This window comes from Paenibacillus sp. NPDC101420 (genome assembly GCF_050277435.1).
GTDB lineage: Bacteria > Bacillota > Bacilli > Paenibacillales > Paenibacillaceae > Paenibacillus_AQ.
In genome coordinates this window covers 438,633-458,002 of the sequence record NZ_JBNNSE010000001.1, presented here as the reverse complement: position 1 = coordinate 458,002, position 19,370 = coordinate 438,633, and the positions used below count along the sequence as shown (strand labels likewise).

General features: G+C 42.1%; 16 protein-coding genes. 12 read left to right on the top strand and 4 right to left on the bottom strand.

Features of this window, described 5'->3' with window-relative positions; translation table 11 throughout:
* A complete protein-coding gene (locus ACQKMP_RS02110) occupies positions 1–1,572 on the top strand; it encodes an ABC-F family ATP-binding cassette domain-containing protein (RefSeq protein ID WP_339247586.1) in 1,572 nt (523 codons plus the stop codon).
* Positions 1,573–1,574: 2 nt separating this feature from the next.
* Here ACQKMP_RS02110 and ACQKMP_RS02105 read toward each other — a convergent pair whose 3' ends face one another.
* Together ACQKMP_RS02105 and ACQKMP_RS02100 are read right to left on the bottom strand one after the other, a co-directional pair.
* A complete protein-coding gene (locus tag ACQKMP_RS02105; RefSeq protein WP_339247588.1) occupies positions 1,575–3,380 on the bottom strand; it encodes a sensor histidine kinase in 1,806 nt (601 codons plus the stop codon).
* 6 nt (positions 3,381–3,386) lie between these two features.
* A complete protein-coding gene (locus ACQKMP_RS02100) occupies positions 3,387–5,015 on the bottom strand; it encodes a response regulator (protein WP_339247590.1) in 1,629 nt (542 codons plus the stop codon).
* A 294-nt stretch (positions 5,016–5,309) separates the two neighbouring features.
* On the opposite strand from ACQKMP_RS02100, the gene ACQKMP_RS02095 reads away from it, so the two are divergent.
* From ACQKMP_RS02095 to ACQKMP_RS02065, 7 genes are all read left to right on the top strand, one after another.
* Complete coding sequence (locus ACQKMP_RS02095; protein ID WP_339247592.1) at positions 5,310–6,701, top strand: extracellular solute-binding protein; 1,392 nt, start codon at positions 5,310–5,312, stop codon at positions 6,699–6,701.
* A 125-nt stretch (positions 6,702–6,826) separates the two neighbouring features.
* Positions 6,827–7,723, top strand: coding sequence for a carbohydrate ABC transporter permease (locus ACQKMP_RS02090; RefSeq protein ID WP_427468745.1), 897 nt, complete (start codon positions 6,827–6,829; stop codon positions 7,721–7,723).
* Positions 7,724–7,735: 12 nt separating this feature from the next.
* Positions 7,736–8,623 (top strand): carbohydrate ABC transporter permease, encoded by an 888-nt coding sequence (locus ACQKMP_RS02085; protein WP_339247595.1) that lies wholly within the window; start codon positions 7,736–7,738, stop codon positions 8,621–8,623.
* A 59-nt stretch (positions 8,624–8,682) separates the two neighbouring features.
* On the top strand, positions 8,683–9,600 hold the full coding sequence (locus ACQKMP_RS02080) for a dihydrodipicolinate synthase family protein (protein ID WP_042187582.1): 918 nt from the start codon (positions 8,683–8,685) through the stop codon (positions 9,598–9,600).
* A gap of 17 nt (positions 9,601–9,617) precedes the next feature.
* A complete protein-coding gene (locus ACQKMP_RS02075; RefSeq protein ID WP_042193777.1) occupies positions 9,618–10,289 on the top strand; it encodes an N-acetylmannosamine-6-phosphate 2-epimerase in 672 nt (223 codons plus the stop codon).
* 19 nt (positions 10,290–10,308) lie between these two features.
* Positions 10,309–11,304 carry an ROK family protein gene (locus tag ACQKMP_RS02070; RefSeq protein WP_042187584.1) on the top strand — a complete coding sequence of 332 codons (996 nt, stop codon included), beginning with the start codon at positions 10,309–10,311 and terminating at the stop codon, positions 11,302–11,304.
* A 197-nt stretch (positions 11,305–11,501) separates the two neighbouring features.
* The gene (locus ACQKMP_RS02065; protein ID WP_081951105.1) at positions 11,502–12,908 is read left to right on the top strand and encodes a GNAT family N-acetyltransferase; all 1,407 of its coding nucleotides are present in this window, start codon (positions 11,502–11,504) and stop codon (positions 12,906–12,908) included.
* 268 nt (positions 12,909–13,176) lie between these two features.
* Here ACQKMP_RS02065 and ACQKMP_RS02060 read toward each other — a convergent pair whose 3' ends face one another.
* The gene (locus ACQKMP_RS02060; RefSeq protein WP_427468744.1) at positions 13,177–13,713 is read right to left on the bottom strand and encodes a GNAT family N-acetyltransferase; all 537 of its coding nucleotides are present in this window, start codon (positions 13,711–13,713) and stop codon (positions 13,177–13,179) included.
* Positions 13,714–13,953: 240 nt separating this feature from the next.
* Here ACQKMP_RS02060 and ACQKMP_RS02055 point away from each other — a divergent pair, with 240 nt between their 5' ends.
* Both ACQKMP_RS02055 and ACQKMP_RS02050 read left to right on the top strand, forming a co-directional pair.
* Positions 13,954–15,141 carry a stalk domain-containing protein gene (locus tag ACQKMP_RS02055; protein ID WP_042187586.1) on the top strand — a complete coding sequence of 396 codons (1,188 nt, stop codon included), beginning with the start codon at positions 13,954–13,956 and terminating at the stop codon, positions 15,139–15,141.
* Between the two features lie 190 nt (positions 15,142–15,331).
* Complete coding sequence (locus ACQKMP_RS02050) at positions 15,332–15,520, top strand: hypothetical protein (protein WP_076121390.1); 189 nt, start codon at positions 15,332–15,334, stop codon at positions 15,518–15,520.
* Positions 15,521–15,597: 77 nt separating this feature from the next.
* Here the strand turns inward: ACQKMP_RS02050 and ACQKMP_RS02045 are convergent, their stop codons facing one another.
* Positions 15,598–16,887: an adenylosuccinate synthase gene (locus ACQKMP_RS02045; RefSeq protein WP_042187588.1), complete on the bottom strand. Its 1,290-nt coding sequence runs from the start codon at positions 16,885–16,887 to the stop codon at positions 15,598–15,600.
* Between the two features lie 113 nt (positions 16,888–17,000).
* Between ACQKMP_RS02045 and ACQKMP_RS02040 the strand changes: the two genes are divergently transcribed.
* Together ACQKMP_RS02040 and ACQKMP_RS02035 are read left to right on the top strand one after the other, a co-directional pair.
* Entirely contained in the window at positions 17,001–17,879 is an 879-nt protein-coding gene (locus ACQKMP_RS02040; protein WP_042193785.1) for a LysR family transcriptional regulator, read from the top strand.
* A gap of 45 nt (positions 17,880–17,924) precedes the next feature.
* Positions 17,925–19,160 carry a molybdopterin-dependent oxidoreductase gene (locus ACQKMP_RS02035; protein ID WP_042187590.1) on the top strand — a complete coding sequence of 412 codons (1,236 nt, stop codon included), beginning with the start codon at positions 17,925–17,927 and terminating at the stop codon, positions 19,158–19,160.
* Positions 19,161–19,370: the final 210 nt, after the last annotated feature.

Below are 19,370 nucleotides of genomic sequence, written 5' to 3'. Positions count from 1 at the left end.
TTGAGCGTAATCCGTATGGAGAACGTAACTAAGAAATATGAGAATACTTTGATTTTTCGAGATATATATTTTCGAGTTAACAAGGGTGAACGGATTGGGTTAATCGGACGAAATGGTGCGGGGAAGTCTACTGTTTTTAAACTGATGATGGGAAAAGAGGAGCCAACAGCAGGGAAAGTAGAGTTAGATCCCAATGTGAAGATCAGTTATTTCTCTCAATTCTCGGAGCTTTCCGGGGCCTTGTCTGTACAGCAAGAGTTAGAATTGTGCTTTGAGCAGGTAGCGCTTATCGAACAGGAGCTTAACCAAATCGGGGAACAGCTTGGACAAGTGACGGATGATGACCAGATGAATACACTTTTAGAGCGGCAAGCGGCGCTTTTTGAACAAATGGATCATTTGGATGGCTGGAATGTATCTGTAGAAATCAACACTGTTCTGACGAAGTTGGGCTTCAATGAAAGATCACGACATCAACCTGTAGATGAGTTATCGGGAGGCTGGAGGAACCGTGCAGCACTGGCTAAAGTCTTAATTGAAATGCCCGATGTCGTATTGCTCGATGAGCCTACTAACTTTTTGGATATCGAAGGGATCGTATGGTTGGAGCAGTGGCTTCACCGTTTTAATGGGGCGATGATTCTCATCTCCCATGACCGGCAATTTATTGACAGAGTAGTCACGCGGACGATTGAAATCGAGAATTATCATTTTCAGGAATATGAAGGCAATTACACCGACTATGTTCGTAAAAAGAAGATGCGCAAAAAGGTGCTTGATCGTCAATTCGAGTGGGAAGAAGAGCTTCTACTTATGGAGTCGGAAGCCATTGAAACCCGCGGGAACAAAAAGTCCCCGAAGGATCGTCTATCACGTAAACTGACAGATATGAAAAAGCGTGTGGAGCCTCATCCAGTGAACGTACTGATCACCGATATCTACAGCAATTTACGGTTTCCGGATAAGCTTGGTGAAGTGAAGGGAATTGGACAAAGCTATGATGGTCGGACGATATTCCAGAACGTTAGCTTCGATATTCAAAAGGAAGATCGGATAGCTATTGTGGGGCCTAACGGAAGCGGGAAGTCGACACTCATAAAGGTATTGACTGGGCAAGAAGAGCCTGAAAGGGGTGGTGTGACTTGGGAACGTGGGGTCAGCTACGCGTACTTCAATCAGATGTGGGACGAACTCGATGTTAAGGATACAGTCAGTCATGCCGTAAATGTGTATGGGCTGGGACTCGATGCTCCGCGGAAAAAAGTGAACAAATTTCTATCGATGCTACAATTCTCGGAAATGGATCTGAGCAAAACGATCGGCAGTCTGTCAGGTGGACAGCAGGCCAGAGTAGCGTTAGCGAAATGCCTTCTCTCTGGCGCGGCTGTCATTATTTTGGATGAGCCAACGAATCATTTAGATTTGACGAGTATTCAGGTGATGGAGCAGGCACTCATTCATTTCCCTGGAGCCGTAGTTACCGTCAGTCATGACCGCTTCTTTATCGATAAAATAGCAACGAAAATGCTTACCTTCGATCCTGAAGCAGGAATCACTGAGCAGAATGTTTAGGATTATGCTGGCAGTCGGATGATCACGGTCGTCCCTTCACCTACTTGACTGGTGATTTCAATCCCATAGGCTTCACCAAAATGAAATTGAATACGATCATGAACATTTTTTATACCAATATGATCTTCATCTAGGGTGTCTGATGGTTGAGAGAGACGAAGACGTAACTGTTTAAGTTTCTCTTCATCGATACCAATTCCGTTATCTTTAACGATAATTAGCATGTCATCCCCCGAAATCATCGAGGAGACTTCAAGGAGACCCGGTTCACTTCGACACTCCAGTCCATGGACGATAGCATTCTCAACGATGGGTTGAAGGGAAAAGTGCATGACTTTAATTATTTCGGTATTAGGTTCTAGCTGTTCAATATATTGAATTTTGTCCCCGAAACGTAATTGTTGGATTTTTACATACAGCCGGACGTGTTCAAGTTCTTCTCGCAGGGTTACGGTTATCTTTCCGGTCTGGATATGAATCCGAAACAATCTACCTACAATCCCCACCATTTCGCCAATCTCTCTTTGCCCATTAATGATGGCTTTCATTTGAATAGATTCAAGTACATTCGCAAGGAAATGTGGATTGATTTGGCTTTTAAGGGCGCCGTATTGAGCTACTTTTTGCTGTGCTTTGGCCATAGAAGATCGCTCGATATAATTTTGCAGGTCTTTCACCATTTTTCGGATTCCATTGTATAGAACACCAAACTCATCTTGACGATTACTATACAAATCCACATCAAAGTTCCCCATTCCCACCAGCTTAACCTTTCGGCTTAAAAGAATAATAGGCTTAGTGACACGCTCCGATAGGATATACATGAATAAGATCGCAGTGACAAGCGACAAGAGCGCTAATGTTAAAATGATTTTTCCGAGAAAAGTGGCTTGCTTAGTCATCTCTTTTTCATCTATATACTGAATGACCTTCCAGTTGGAATAGGGAGACGTAACAAAGTTAATGTACGAGTATTTATCGTCAAAAGTACCATAAAAGCTTCCCGTATCATTGTTCATGAAAGTATTAAGCGCCTGAGGTTCTATAGGGATAGGTTGTAAGGGTGAGGTCTCCATGATATCTGAGCTGTAAACACTACCGCCCTTATCGTCTAAAATAATGAATTTTCGTTTGCTATTCTCCGAGAGCTTTAAGATTTCACGTAATGAATCCAATCGGATATCGATTAACATGACGCCAATGGGCTGCTTGCTTCCTTTTTTATTAATGACCCGGGCAATAGAAATGACGGATTGTTTGGAATTGGTACGATAGAAGGGGACATGGCTGCCAAATAGAATCACTCCGCCTTTTTTCTGCTGGGTCTGTAAATACCAATCCTCCTGGGTATAATCCTTCACATCATAATCCGCACGATTGAAATTGGCAGAGTAGAACACACGTGATCCCGAAAAAATCTGCACACTATCAACATTTTTAATCGTCATCTCAATCCCGCTGATGAAATGCTCAATCGTGTTTCCATACTGAATATTCAGGTCATTTCCGACGTCGTCTTTATGGATCGTCCAATGCTCAAGTGCGGTTTGGAGCTGGCTATCTACCTGTGCGTTCAGTGTACCTTTATCAATACTTTGAAGATATTGGTCAATGTTGAACGAGAGGTTATTAAGGATCAGATTTGAGCTGCTCTGGTATTCATTTTTGACGGCTTGGTTTGAAAAGATATAGATGATTGCGGATATGATCAGGAGTGGAATGGTAATGGTCAGGATCATCAGCATGAAAATTTGACGATTGACATGTCGCATCCGGTAGCGTCTCTTTGGTTGCTCAATCTGCATCATTTTAGGTCACCAGCCTGATTGTTTTCTATAGTCTGATGGGGTCATGTTGGTGATACTTCGGAATGTTTTCACGAAATGCTTATAGCTTTTGTAACCACACATCGTACAGACATCGGTCACTAGAATCTCCGGTTTTTTTAAGCATTCCTGCGCATATTCCATCCGAATCTCGGTTACAAATCGCATGTAGTTCTTATCGAGTTTCCGCTTGAACAGGCGACTTAAATAAGACGGATTATAGAAGAATCGATCTGCTACCATCTGCAGAGTCACTTCTTGATCAATATTCTCTTTAATGAAGGATTTAATATGCTCGAATATGATCACATCCTGTTGGTGGTTGTGTGTCAGTCCTTCGGTATAAACAATCCCCAAATGAATCATCCACCTGCCAAGCCAGTCAAAAAGCGTCTCAAGCGAATCAAAATCATCCGCAAACGTAAGGTTCAGGAGCTTTTCGCTGTACACACCTTCGATATGGATGTGGTTTTTATTGGCGAAGCGGATTATAACACTTATGATTTCCTGAAGAAATGCGAGCCAGTAATCAGGAGAAGAGACATCGGTTTTACTCAAAATATCTTGAGCCAGGCGATGCATCAGCTGGAGCGTTTCTATTTCGTTAGAACTTTCGATACAGGAGATCATCCGTTTCTTATCATTCTCATCTAGTTGAATTAGGGATGGTTTCTGAGAATTTGAGTTTTCTATCCATTGTGGCACATAGAATAACCTGCAATCTCTCATGTAAAAGCGTTGATATAACATTCGATCGGAATCGTGCAGCAAAGTATGTATTTGTGCAGGGTTCTCCGTCGTCTTACCTATAACTAAATAGAGGCCTAGATGATGTTCTAGCGTAAGCGCCTTCAGATATTGATCGATTCGTATCTGTACTTGAGTTTGAAGAGGGAAGTTGTCAGTAGAAGACGGAGATCCCAATACAATAAGACCATAGAGCTTTGTTTTAGATGAATATGTAAAAATAGAGTGCGGTGTAGAGGCATGAAGATACTCATCCACAGCATTATGAATGAACTTCTCCGCATATTCTCTCATCCACAGGGTGGATGGAGTGCGCGTTTCTCTCATAGGGATCCCTGTCAAAACAAAGGGGAGATAAAGATAGTAGTTACTGTTGAAATTACATAGTTCATGGATAACAGCATCATCTATTACTGAATGTTCTTCCTCTAATAACAGCTTTACAAGTTGTGCCCCTTCCAGATTAGAACGTTTTAATCTATCCTGTCGCTTTAGTTGGAGCTTGTTCATACACTCTTGTATCACTAAGAGGCTTTCCTCGTATTCCAAAGGTTTGAGCAAAAAAGCATGTACATTCCCTAGTTTAATAGCCTTCTGCGCGTATTCGAAATCGTTGAATCCTGTCAAAATGATAAATAATGTATCAGGAAGCAGATTGCGAATCTGCTCAATCATTTGAAGACCATTCATTTCGGGCATCCGGATATCGGTGATCACCAAATCGGGCTTCTCGCGCAATGCGGTGGCCATACCTTCTTTTCCATTTTCTGCTTCAATAATGCTGTGAACCCCGAGATCCTCCCAAGCAAAGTAATGTTTTAAGCCCGTTCGTATTAATGGCTCATCCTCTACAATCATTAGTTTGTACATGAAATCCCTCCGGAAGACTAGAATTATAGTGGATCACTCGTAAGAGAATACCATTAGATGTAAGATTAAAAGGGTTACATTAAGGCGAAAAAGTGAAAAAATATAAATTCAATTGTTAATAGGTGGAATATGTAATGTATTATAACATTGAAGAGGGGTGGATTGAAGGGATATGTCAGAAATGAACCCTAAAAGTAAAAGGAGTGGGATTCTCCTGAATTTACAATTGATTTATGATTAGCGCAAGGAATGAGAGCAGTACTTTATTCCACAAAAAATAATTGGGGGTAGCACATGAAAGCAATGAAAAAAGGGCTAATGAGTATTGTTGGTGTCGCACTTTTAGGTACACAGTTAGTTGCATGTGGAAATACGAACACAGCGAATTCAGCGGTTACACCAAGTAATAATGCTGACAAGACAGAGCCCGCAGCAACTGAGGCTGCTGCTAAACCAGTAGAAATTACTTGGTGGAATTTTCCGAGCTTTCAAGCTTTAGATGGTGAAGTAGGCAAGTATGAGAAGGAAATCATTGCAGCTTTTAATGAGAAGAATCCTGAAATTAAAGTAAACCTTGAGATGATCACCTTTGAAGGCGGCCCTGAAAAACTGAATGTCGCAATTGCTTCTAATACCGCACCTGATGTGATCTATGATGCACCTGGAAGGATTATCGATTGGGGTAAAAAGGATTTGCTTGCACCGCTTAACGACATGGTGACTGATGAAGTGAAGAATGATATTTCAGAAGCTTTTTGGAAGCAGTCAAGTGTAGGCGACAACATCTTTATGTACCCGATTAACACTGCGCCTTTTATGATGGCTGTTAATAAGTCTATTTTTGAAAAGATTGGCGCTCTAGATTTACTACCTTTGGATAAGGAAGATAGAACTTGGACGTTTGAAGAATATAAAAAGGCATTGGAAGCTGTAAAAGAAAAGGCACCGGACGTTATTCCTACAGGATTCTTCGCGAAGAGCCAAGCTGGAGACCAAGGCACTCGCGCTTATCTTGCTAACTTAGGTGTATCCCGATTCTTAAATGAAGATAACTCAGCAGTCGCTATCAATACTGATAATGCTGCTAAAGCGTTAGATTGGATTGTCCAAGCTACGAAAGATAAACTCAGTGTCTCTGGTGCAGCTTCACTTGCGGCTGCTGACGTGAACGATTTGTTCCTGCAAGGTAAATTGGCCTTTACACTTAACTATTCCGCTGTACTAAAAGCACAGAACGTATCTAAAAAAATGGTACAGTTCGAAGATATTCTCCTTCCATTCCCTACACTAGATGGTTCGGAACCAAAGCTTGAACCATATCTGGGCGGTATGGCTGTATTTAACAATGGGGATGAAGCTAAGATTGCAGCTTCCAAAAAGCTGATTGATTTCATTGCTAATGATCCTGTATGGGGTAAGAAAAACTTGATTCAAACAGGTGGTCTCTCGGTTCGTAATTCGATTACTGGTCTTTATGACGATCCAGAGTATAAATACGCTGAATATGCACGTAAATTTACGACAGATGCACCTACGATTGCTGATGGATATGCAGATATTCGTACGTTCTGGTTCCCTGAATTACAACGTGCTTTAACTGGAGGCGCAACCGGCAAGGAAGCTTTGGATAGTTTTGCTAAAAAGGCTAACGAAGCTATTACTAAAGCAAAAGCAGCTATGAAATAAATAGTGAATGGTGTTCAAAAGAATAGAGTGCGGGAAGCACTCTATTCTTTTTAAAAAAATGAAAATTTTAAAGCTACGCACCTATAAATATCATTATTTTTCATCAGAGAAATGGGGAGAAGGTTGTGGGGACAACGGTACGCAAAATTAAAGGTTATGTGATACGTGACTGGATGATGAGTTATCTTTTCTTATTACCAGCGTTTGGATTTTTTCTTCTGTTTGTAGCCTACCCAATGATAAAAGGGGTTTATATTAGTTTCTTTGATTACTCGCTGAGAGATTTTAGTTTTATTGGTCTCGATAATTATATTTCATTATTTAAAGATGATAATTTCATGAAGTCCATGGGAAATACTTTATTACTCGTAGTGATCACCGTACCGATCGTGATTATCTTTTCACTGTTTGTATCCATGAATATTTATAAGAAAAAAGAGTTTGCTAGATCGTTTTTCCGCGGTGTGTTCTACTTGCCAGCCGTATCTTCGGTCGTAAGTATTACAGTCGTTTGGGGCTGGATTTACCATCCCAACTACGGAATTCTGAATTATTTGACGGGTTTATTTGGAATGGAGCCTGTTTCATGGCTTGGGGATACAAGAACCGCATTACTTGCAATTATCGTGGTCTTAATAACGACTTCTGTAGGGCAACCGATTATTTTGTATGTGGCCTCCATTGGTAACATTCCTACCTCTTATATTGAAGCCGCAGAGATAGATCGAGCAACCCCTTGGCAAATTTTCCGGAAAATATTATGGCCGATGCTGATGCCAACGAACTTATATATTATCGTGATTACCACGATTAATACCTTTCAGTGTTTTGCACTGATTCAACTCCTTACCTCAGGTGGACCTGTATATAGCACTTCAACTGTTATGTACGGTGTATATGAACAAGCATTTATGCTAGGTCATTTCGGATATGCCTCTGCAATGGGCGTCATACTCGCAATTGTAATTGGGATCATTTCAATCATTCAATTCAAATACTTTGGCAGCGATGTTGAGTATTAAGGAGGGGACATCATGAATTCTAAGAATCCATTAGAACTGAAAGCACCTATTATCCAGTCTAAGAAAGTAAGCGCATGGAAAAAAGAATTAACGATTCCAAAAATAATCGCTACAATCCTATTGATTTTGGCTACATTATTTTTTATCTTTCCCTTTTACTGGGTAGTGTCAGGGGCCTTTAAACTTCAAACTGTGGCAACGACTATCCCACCGGAGTGGTTTCCGTTAAAGCCGACGTTACAGAACTGGACAGAATTATTTAAGAATCCCGTAGAACGCTGGATGTTTAATAGCTTTATTATTGCTTTTGCAGAAATGGCTGCGATCTGTATTGTCTCCTCCTGTGCCGGATATGTTCTCGCAAAGAAATCATTTCCAGGACGAGGAATTATCTTCACGATGTTTGTTGCCGCTATGGCATTGCCTAAGCAAGTTATTCTCGTTCCGTTGTTTACGATGTTAGCTGACTTTGGTTGGGTCAATACGTATAAAGGGCTTATTTTACCGGCAATTGGCTGGCCATTTGGAGTCTTTTTGATGAAACAGTTCGCGCAGACGATTCCGGGAGAGTTGATTGAAGCGGCAAAAATTGACGGCAGCTCGGAAATTCGATTGTTCGGAACGATCATTTTACCGTTATTGAAACCAGCAGTTGGTGCACTGGCCATATTCACCTTTATTACTTCATGGAACGATTATTTCAGCCAGCTAATCATGACGCGATCTACTTCGATGATGACCTTGCCACTTGGGGTTGCGACACTTCGAGGTGAATTCACAACGAACTATGGACTGCTTATGGCAGGAGCTGCGTTAGCTTCAATTCCTATGATTGCGATTTTCCTAATGTTTCAAAAGGCATTCACACAAGGGATTACGATGGGTGCTGTTAAGGGTTAAATATTCTTATAACAACGTAAATTAATGATCTGTGACTTAAACGACGGAGGCTGTTATTTATGAAATCAACTGATCTTGAAGCTTTTAAAGGCATTATTATCGCTTTGTACTCCAGTTATGATGCCGAGGGGAATATAGATAAAGAAGCGGCACGCAAATTAGCTCGTCATTATGCTTCTACAGGTGTGAAAGGACTTTATGTTGGCGGAAGCTCAGGCGAAGGCATGCTGCAATCTGTAGAAGAGCGTAAACAAATGCTCGAAGCAGTTATAGCGGAAGTAGGAGATGAGCTTACGATCATTGCTCATGTAGGTGCTCCATCTACAAGAGACAGTGTTGAGCTAGCAGTACATGCTGAATTAGTTGGCGCACATGCGGTATCGGCTGTTCCGGCTATCTATTATCGTTTGTCTCCAGACAGTGTTGAAAGTCATTGGCAGGCGATCATTGATAGTACTTCACTTCCATTTATTATCTACCACATCCCGCAAACGACAGGCTTTCAATTATCGAAAAGCTTGTTAGTGAAGATGGCCGCGCAGGATAAAGTGATTGGCGTGAAGATTTCAGCAGAAAGTACATTTGAGCTTCAGCAGTTTAAGGCAGCAGGTGGAAATGATTTTCTTGTATTGAATGGACCAGATGAGCAGTACTTAGCTGGCCGCAGCATTGGGGCAGATGGTGGGATTGGTGGAACCTACGGGGTTATGCCCGAGCTATTTTTAAAAGTAGAACAATGTTATGGGCAAGGCGATATGGCTGAGGCGCAGAAATGGCAGTTCATTATCAATGATCTCATTGTAGAATTATTATCCTTTCCATCATTATATGGTGCATGCAAAGCAATTCTGAGTTTGCGTGGATTTGAAACGGGTCAACCGAGAATGCCACTTTTACCCATCAATGCTTCGGATCAGGATCGGGTGGAAGCTCTCAACAATAGAATATTAGAGTATATTCTTGAAGCGAAGGGATAGGGTTTATAATGACTCGAATGAGCGATATCTTTCCGATGAAAGGTCTGATCGTGTCATGTCAGGCACTTGAGCATGAGCCGCTTCATGGTGGGGATACAATGGCAAAAATGGCAAGAGCGGCGGTTCAATCAGGGGCAATTGGAATTCGCACGAATGGGGTTCCAGATATTCTAGCGATTAAAGAAGAAGTAAATGTACCGGTTATTGGACTTATTAAACGGGATATTCCCGGATCAGCCATATTTATTACGCCAACTCTGGATGAGGTGAAAGCAATCGTGTCCGCTAAAGCGGATATTGTTGCATTAGATGTTACGAATCGGGAAGGTCGCTTAGCGTCGGTTAAGCCTTTAATCGCATATGCCCATCAAATGGGTGTGCTTGTAATGGCAGATATATCGACTTTGGAGGAAGGACTGGCAGCGGAAGAATTAGGTGTAGATTTTATTGGTACAACACTTTCGGGCTATACACCATACAGCACACAACAAGAAGGACCAGATCTTGTCTTGCTTCAGCAGTTATGCGAGTTCGTGAAGATTCCCGTAGTTGCAGAAGGGCGTATATGGACACCGGAAGATGCGGCGAGCGCTAAGAGGGCTGGGGCATCTTATGTAGTTGTAGGAAGTGCGATTACAAGGCCACAGTTGATCACTTCACGATATGTCAAAGCCGTGATCGATTGCTGAGACTTAAGGAGGCGAGTCCGTGTTAGAAGATTATGATCCTCTAAAGGAATATGCTGTAGGAGTGGATATCGGGGGAACGAAAATTAATGCTGGACTGGTTACACCACAGGGGGACGTAGTACATACTGTAAGTCTGAGCACAAAGGCTGGGTTCACGAAGACCGTGGACCGAGCTTTTCAGGCTATTCAAAGGTTAATAGAAGAAGCTACAGCCATGCATGCAGGCGTTCAGATTAAAGGGATTGGTGTAGGAACGGCAGGACAAATCGATTGGGAGGCAGGGAGTATTCGCTCAGCCTCTGAGCTTATTCCTGGATATGCTGGGACAGATTTGAAAGCGTTGCTTCAGACTCAGTTCCAGCTTCCAGTAATCGTAGATAATGACGTGAATGTACTGGCATTAACAGAGAAATATTTAGGTTCTTGTATAGGTGTAGAAGATTTTATCTGTCTTGCACTTGGAACGGGTGTAGGCGGAGCAATTATTGTAGAAGGTCGCCTTGTTCATGGTTCTTGGGGTGGGGCTGGAGAGTTAGGGCATATGTCTGTAGATTTCAAAGGGCCTGCTTGTGTTTGTGGAGGAAGAGGCTGCTTAGAACATTATGCGTCAGGCACAAGCATTGCTCGTCGAATGCGGGAAAAACTAACTTTAAACAATGAGCCACTTGATAACTTAGAATCACGAGACGTGATCGCGAGATGGAGAGAAGGAGACCGTCTAGCTACAGAAGTAATGGAAGAAACAATTGCTGCGCTTGGTTCAGCTATCGCTTCGTTTATTCATATTTTTAACCCAAAGGTTATTGTTATTGGTGGTGGAGTGGCTGAAGCAGGTGAGCTATTATTCGAAGGAATAAGAAGAGAAGTGGCTACGAGAACGATGCCATCGATGCTGGAAGGCGTCCGCATTGAAGCAGCCTATCGTGGCAATTCCTGTGGAATGATCGGTGCGGCATTACAGATCTGGGAGTACGGAGTCCCATCCCTTTCATCTAGTAATGAAGGCTTTATCTAAATCTCTTGATTAAATAGAATAATTTACCGATAATGTTAAAGGGGATGAGAGTAAAGGTCAAATCTTTCTGGGGTCCCTAATCCGTTTATAAGGAGTGATGATGTTTGAGTACGAACAACACCACAATGAAGTCCGAGAGAGGTCAGTATTCGTAAGGGAAGAACACCTCTCAATGACTACGGGAGGCACTATCGGAAATGATGACTTTAATGAACATGGTGAGGGGAACAGAGAACGATCTACCTGCCAAAGAGATGATCAAGTATTGGAATCATGAGCCTGGAACTTTGAAGCTTGTGAGAGCAAGTAGCAATTTTATTTATACGTTTCAATGGAATAGTAAGCACTATTATTTAAGGTTTACTCACGAAGAGGATAATAGCGCAGAGAATATTCAGGCTGAACTAGATTTTATGATGTACTTATTGGAACAGGGCTATGAGACCGTGGCGCCAGTACGCTCCATGCAAGGGAAGTGGATTGAGACCCTTTTAACTGGAAATGGTAGATATCACGGGGTTGTTTTTGAACAAGCCCAAGGGGAGTACGTTCCGCTTGAAGAGATGTCGGAGCTGCAGTTCCAACATTGGGGTCAAACGCTCGCGAGATTGCATAATTTATCTGAGACTTATGCTCCGAGCACACCCGCGCGTAAAAGCTGGGTCGATTCGCTTCAATTTATTTTATCCGTATTAAGAAGACATCCCGAGGAGCATAAAGCGCTTAAGGAATATGAACGAATTGAGGCGTGGTTAAGTGAGCTCTCTTTTGGCGTAGGACATACGGGGCTGATCCATTTTGATTTTGAGACAGACAATATCTTTTATATGAAAGAGACGTCTCGATATAGTTCGATCGACTTTGATGACTCTATGTATCACTGGTTTGCGATGGATATCACATCAGCGTTAAGAGATCTATCCAAGCAGAATGATGATGAGAGCAAGAAGAACATCGATCTTTTTATTAGTGGATATAGATCTGTAAAGCGGCTGGACGATGAATATATCAAGTTATTGCCAGAATTCCAAAGGTTCTCTGACTTATATGGATTCGCTAGGTTGCTTCGAAGTTTAGAGAATTTGGACGTTTCTATTTGTCCGGAATGGGCACTACAGCTTAAAGCTAAATTAGATGCAATCTGTGATCGTATTCGGGATGGCTTTCATCCACATATTGCGCTGAAGACAATCACTGAGAATAACTGGTATGCCTGTACGCAATTAGAGGTGTCCAATGAGCAAAAAACGGTTTTTCCTGTACCAGTAGTCTATTGGTTAGCAGAATCGGCTTATTGCGGAATGACTCCGTTGGCTTTATACGCAGATGAAGAATTGGTAGGATTCTCAGTATATGCCGTAGATCCTGAGGACGGAAGTTATTGGATTATGGCTTTTATGATTGATCAGAAATATCAGAATAGAGGATTCGGTAGAACCGGAATGGATGCCTTGATTCGAACTATAAAAGCGGAACATCACTGCGACAAAATCGTTATTGGACATCGAATAGAGAACGAACGTGCTTCGAACTTATATACATCCCTTGGATTCGTTGAAATGAGCAGGGATGAGGTTGAAGTTATACGTGAGTTGATAGTGTAAAGAAAAGAGGCCGTTCCAAAAGTAGTTTTTAACTACTCGGGAGCGGCACTTCTTGTTATCCTGTAAATGAAGTTCCAAATGATGATCCAAGTGAAGTTCCAAGTGAAGTTTCAATAGAACAATTAGGGAAAACCTCCCCTAAATTCGTCTGATTTGATGAGAATCAAAGGAATTAGCCTGATTTATAGGGAGGAATTCCCTAATTTCATTCATTATTAGCGGATATCGACTTTTTATAGGGAGTTTTTCCCTAATCAGTTTTAAACCATCAAATATTAGCCCACTCCTGCTCTAAAGAGGAATAGACGATCTCGTTGCACCATTGCTGATTACAGAATCTAGTCTCCCTAAGAACCCCATCTTTTAACATTCCTGCTCTAATCATTACTTTCTCAGATTGCATATTCTCGGCGTTGGCATAAGCAACAACCCTATGTGCATTAAGAGAGCTAAAGGCATAACCTATCAGGGACTTTACGGCTTCAGTTGCATATCCCATTTTCCAATAGTCCGGGAGTAGGACCCAACCGATTTCCCATTCTCTGATTTCTTCCCAGTTTAACTTTATGCTGACATTACCGATGGGCTTCATATCCAGCTTTGTACATATTGTAAGATCATAATATTGCCGTGGATCACTTGTTGCTTGAGACAAGATCGAAAGGAAGTCATCTTTAATTTGTTTTGCATCAGGTGCAGTGTTCTCATATTTGTAGGAGAGGGGATTTTGTTCTAGTTCTTCATAAAAAGAAGAATCACTGCTTGTATAATCTCTTAAAATTAATCGGTTCGATACTATTTCCATGAACATAACACTCCTGGTTTAAGTTTTAACTGTTCTTCAGTTGCTACCGCCAAAAACGATTACATAGACTCTGTTATACGTACTCTGTAATTTCTTGTAGATCCATGTAATTTCCTTTATTTTTCATAATATTTACACATTATAAAAATATAAGCTTAACAACCTTCCATTTTTATCTACAAAAATAGTGGAATTGTGATAAAGTAATATTGGTTTATTTACTAGAGGGGGATTTTGGAAATGAAAATGATTAAATGGGGCATCACTGCAGCGCTGGCAGTATCTATGTTTGGTCCAATTCATACAGCGAAGGCAGCAGATACAAGTGTACAAGCAGAGACTACGACTCAAAACAACGATGATCTAATCTTTAAGATGGACTATACGGAGATGACCGTTGGTGACAAGGTTCCGGTGCAGATTTTTGCAAAAGGTCCAGATGGCTCATCCGAACGTGTTCCACTGTCTCAAGCAGATATGGTTATTGAGAAGCCTTACTTATTGCAAAAGCTGCCTGATGGTTCAATAAAAGCATTAGCCGTTGGCGAAACAAATGTAACCGTACGTTCAGGAGCTAATTCCAAAACGTTAAAGTTATCTATCAGTGCTGATAAGGACATCGAAACAGGTGTATTAATCAATGGCACGATGTATTTGCCTGTACAAACTACCTTTAAGAGTTTAGGTGCAACTATTCAGACGAATACAGCCACTAAGACTTTTAGAATTCGTGTAGGGGATTTGCCTATTCAGCTTCAACTGGGCAGCGATATTGCTATGGTGAATGGGAATAAGGTGAAAATGAGTGGTAAAGTGCAAACCGTGGATGGAGGAGCAGTATTCCCTGCTACCCTCTTAAAAACAGCATTGGGAGCAGTATTGGACTTTGGTGCTCATTATGAGTCTTTGAACATCAATTTCGGTAAAGCGGAGTTATTTGCGTACACAAAAAATACGTTAAAAATAGCCAAAAGAGAATCTCAAGGTGACCTCGCCAAGCTAATCGGAAAGACTTATTGGTTCAACCAGTATGATTCCGACTATAAATTCCAAAAAGCAACGATTGTTGATATTCTTGTGAACGACGATAATGAGTTTTCGATTTCTTTTCAATTGGCATCAGGTAAAATTGTGAATTCTTATGATATGGAATATGATCAGGTCACTCGCGATCTGGCAAACAAAGAGTATTTCTTTACGTCTGATCCTACCAAAATCTATAAATGGTCTAATGCGATTTGGGCCAAAATCAAGGCGGGTACAATTTCGACAGGGATGACGAAGCAGCAAGTAGAATTAAGCTGGGGCACTCCAATTGATAAATCAAGTCTATCCGGCAGTGGAATTACAGTTGAGACTTGGCAATATAGAAATTATAATTACGTAACCTTTACAAATGGTGTTGTCTCTATGATTTACACAAATTAATGTAAGGGAACTATAACTTCATTTTAAATCAAAGGACGCCTTCAGGTTCATCACCGGGCGTCCTTTTCATATATTCGAACGCCTCATCATTGATTTAGTCATAGAGCCTGTCTCTGAAGCATATCTTTTGAAAGAAGCACTTTCAGAATGAAATGTTGACTATTTATTGACCGAAATGAGGGGTTTATTCATGGCAAAGTCAAAACGTGGACATGCACTGTGGAGTTTACCATCCAGGGGTCGGGGTACTTGTCCGGTCTGTCAGAGCACACGGATCAAACTGCTTTATCCAAAAAGAAAAACGGACGGATCAGTCGTTAAGGTTTGTAAGCGTTGTGACAAGGCGCCTCAGACGAAAGTGGATGCAGTGTTGGTGTAAAAGAGTAACGCAAGGATGCCTAGTTGCAGCTATATGCATTTTGCATGTAGGTACAACTAGGCATCCTTATTTTGAAATTATTTCAGCGTACGATGAATGACCTGATCACGTCTAGGTCCCACAGAAACAGTAGAAATACGTATTCCAATAGACGTTTCAATAAAGTCTACGTAACTTTTAGCTTGCTCTGGCAGCTCGTTGAAGTTCGTGATATGGGAAATATCGCAGTTCCAGCCAGATAAATACGTTATTATCGGCTTTGCTGCGTTTAGTTTATTGGTTGCTGGAAACTTGTCGGTGATTTCCCCATTTTCAAGCTCATAGGCAACGCAAACCGGAATCTCATTTAAATAACCAAGAACATCCAGATTGGTCAGCACAACCTCCGTTGCACCTTGCATCAGGCAACCATAGCGTGTAGCTACTGCATCAAACCAACCCATACGTCTAGGACGACCCGTTGTTGCTCCAAATTCCCCAGCATCACCACCTCGTGTGCGAAGTTCATCCGCTACAGGGTCTTCTAATTCAGATACAAAAGGTCCGGCACCAACACAGCTTGAATATGCCTTCGTTACAGCGATGACATTCGTGATGGCAGCTGCAGGAAGACCCGCGCCGACAGGTGCGTATCCGGCAAGTGTCGATGAAGAGGTAGAGTAAGGATATATACCGTGATCAGGATCGCGCAGAGCGCCTAATTGCCCTTCAAGCAGAATCGTTTCTCCTTTTGCATAAGCTTCTTGTAGTATTTCTGTTGTATTGGCAACATATGGTGCCAATTGCGCAGCTTCCTTTTGCAACTGAGCCATTAATTCCGAGACTTGGAATGGGGCTTTCTTATATAAATGCTCCAGCAATACATTTTTTGAAGCAAGTAATTGTTCGAGACGTTTCTCAAGTCGGGCGGGATCAAACAAATCTGCAACTTGTATCCCGAGCTTCGCATATTTATCCGCGTAGAATGGCGCTATTCCTCGTTTGGTTGAACCGAACCCTTGTGACCCAAGTCGTTCCTCTTCCAGCTCATCAAACAAACGATGGATCGAGAGTACGATTTGAGCACGCTCAGATACGTACAACTTCGGCTGTGGAACCCCTCTATCTGCTAATGCTTGTAATTCCTTTACTAATACTTCTGTATCAAGAGCTGTTCCTGGTCCAATAATGTTTGTAACTGAAGGGTAAAATACACCAGAAGGCAGCATATGAAGCGAAAATTTTCCATACTGGTTAATGATAGTATGCCCAGCATTACTTCCACCTTGAAAACGAACTACATAGGATGATTGAGCGGCTAGTACATCTGTCATTTTTCCTTTGCCTTCATCTCCCCAGTTAGCTCCTACAATTGCGATTACGGTCACGTGATTACCTCCCAAGCTTGTGATTGGCTACAGGTCTAAGTATAATGCTAGATATAACATTAGAAAAATTGATATATGTAATATCTATTATAAGGTGAGGTAATGACTTGGGAATGGACATCAACTTGGAATGGTATCGCTCTTTTTATTGGGTAGCACAAACAGGCAGCTTAACTGCGGCAGCAGAACGGCTGAATATCACACAACCCGCGGTGAGTCACACGATTAAGCAATTGGAAGAAAAGATGGGCGGCCCCTTATTTTTCCGTACCTCTAGAGGGGTGGATCTAACAACAGAAGGAAAAGTACTGCTGCGATTCATTGAGCAAGCCTTTCAGAATGTGGAGATGGGTGAGCGAGCGATTGCAGAAATGAACAATTTAAATAGTGGGGAGATTCATATCGGTGCAAGCGATACCCTCTGCAAATATTACTTGTTATCTTATCTCGAGCAATATCATGAACAATATCCTAACGTACGTATTCATATTACGAATCGAACAACACCGGAAACGCTCACGCTTTTAAAAGAAGGCAAAATTGATTTCGGCATCGTAAGCTTACCGGCATCTGACAAGCAGATTGAATTTCGTAAGAGTACACGGCTCCAAGATTGTCTTGTAGGAGGCAAGGGCTTCCGTCATTTAGCAGATAATACGATGCCGCTTGCAAACATCAAGCAGTACCCATTATTATTCCTGGAGCCAGGAGGCAGCACAAGAAAGTACATAGATGGGTTTCTTGCCTCCAATCATGTGACGATAACACCAGAGTTTGAACTAGGCAGTGTAGATCTTCTTGTTCAGTTCGCTTTACGTGGCTTTGGTCTAGCTTTTGTTATTCGTGATTATGTAAGGGAAGAATTAAAAAGTGGGGAGCTTGTAGAAATCCCTTTAGATCCGCCATTTCCAGAGCGTAACATCGGGATAGCGACTCTTCGAGGGGTTCCACTCTCTGCTGCATCAAAGTCCTTTCTAACCTTATTGGACTAAATTAAATCGGGTGCGGGATTATACACATGAGGAGGAGGCTAAGCTATGAGTGATTTGCTTGGTCGGCTACGTAAGGGATACGGGAAAAAGCTGCGTGCACTTCACACCTGGAACGGCTGGATCGTCGTGATATTGGCCTTGACTGGGCTTGTGCTAGTAGGCGGTTTCTGGCGAGGTTTCCTCGGTGAAGGCAGGGTATGGATTAAAGGCTTGCATATTGTGGTAGGAATTGCATCTATCCTTCCAGTGATCTATTATCTTCTGCTGGCCAGTAAACATTGGAAACAGCTAAAGGAAAAACCTTGGCAGCGGTTCAATGTACTTGTTGTGCTCTTCCTGTTGCTTGGGTGGTTCGTTTCTGGTGTATTGTTATGGCAGTTTCGTACGGTAGGACCGCAAGTATCTAATCTTTCATTGGTCGTTCATGATGTCCTGACATGGATTGGACTGCCTTACATTATCTATCACTCATTGACTCGTGTGAAGTGGTTGAAGGAGCCGAATCGTAGGATCATCAAGAGCGAGGGGAGTGCCATTACAACATCTCAGAATACTCCGCAGCCAGTCTATACACGTAGAGCTTTCATTCGAGGGACGATCGGTGTAGGGCTTGCCCTTACAATCGGACCCTCATTTGTAAAATGGTTAGGCAGCTCGATTGGAAACATCGGTGGCAGCGAAACGATCGATAAATTAATCGAGAATGACCGCAATCAGCTGTTGCCAGCACCGCAGCCACTGGCGGCATCGTCACCGCCTCTTGGAGGTGGGTCGCAGGGTCAATTCCGTGTTTATACTGTAACCCCTATTCCTGAGTTCACGAACGATAATTGGTCCTTTAAGTTGGATGGTCTTGTTGATCAGAGCTTTACATGGAATTGGGAGCAATTCGTTCAATTGCAACGTACGGTTCAAGTGAGTGATTTTCACTGCGTGACAGGTTGGTCCGTCTATAAGAATACCTGGGAGGGCATCAAGCTGAAGGATCTTCTACAAATGGCTGGTGTGAAGTCCACTGCAAAGACAGTGAAGTTCTACTCAGGGGATGGGGTATATACAGATACCCTTACGCTGGAGCAGGCGGATATGGACGATGTTATGGTCGCGGTGATGCATGATGGGAAACCGATTCCAAGCGATCTCGGTGGACCGGTTCGGCTAATTGTCCCCAAAATGTTCGCTTACAAGTCAGTGAAGTGGCTGAACCGGATTGAACTGATCGAGGGAGAGCATACAGGATACTGGGAGCAACGAGGCTATTCGAATGACGCTTGGGTATAAATGAGTTTACTTAACCTTAATGGGCTTTGGGCCTGTTAAGGTTTTTTTGTGATTAGGGATGTAATCACAGAAATAATTCCATATATATAGAAGTGAATCAACGTAGGGCAGAGATCATCTGCGGAAAATTAGTTTTTTTGTAAATAAAAGGAGTATGGTGAGTTAGTTTCTGATAAAATAAAGCAAATGATGGAAAAAGTTACCGGATCG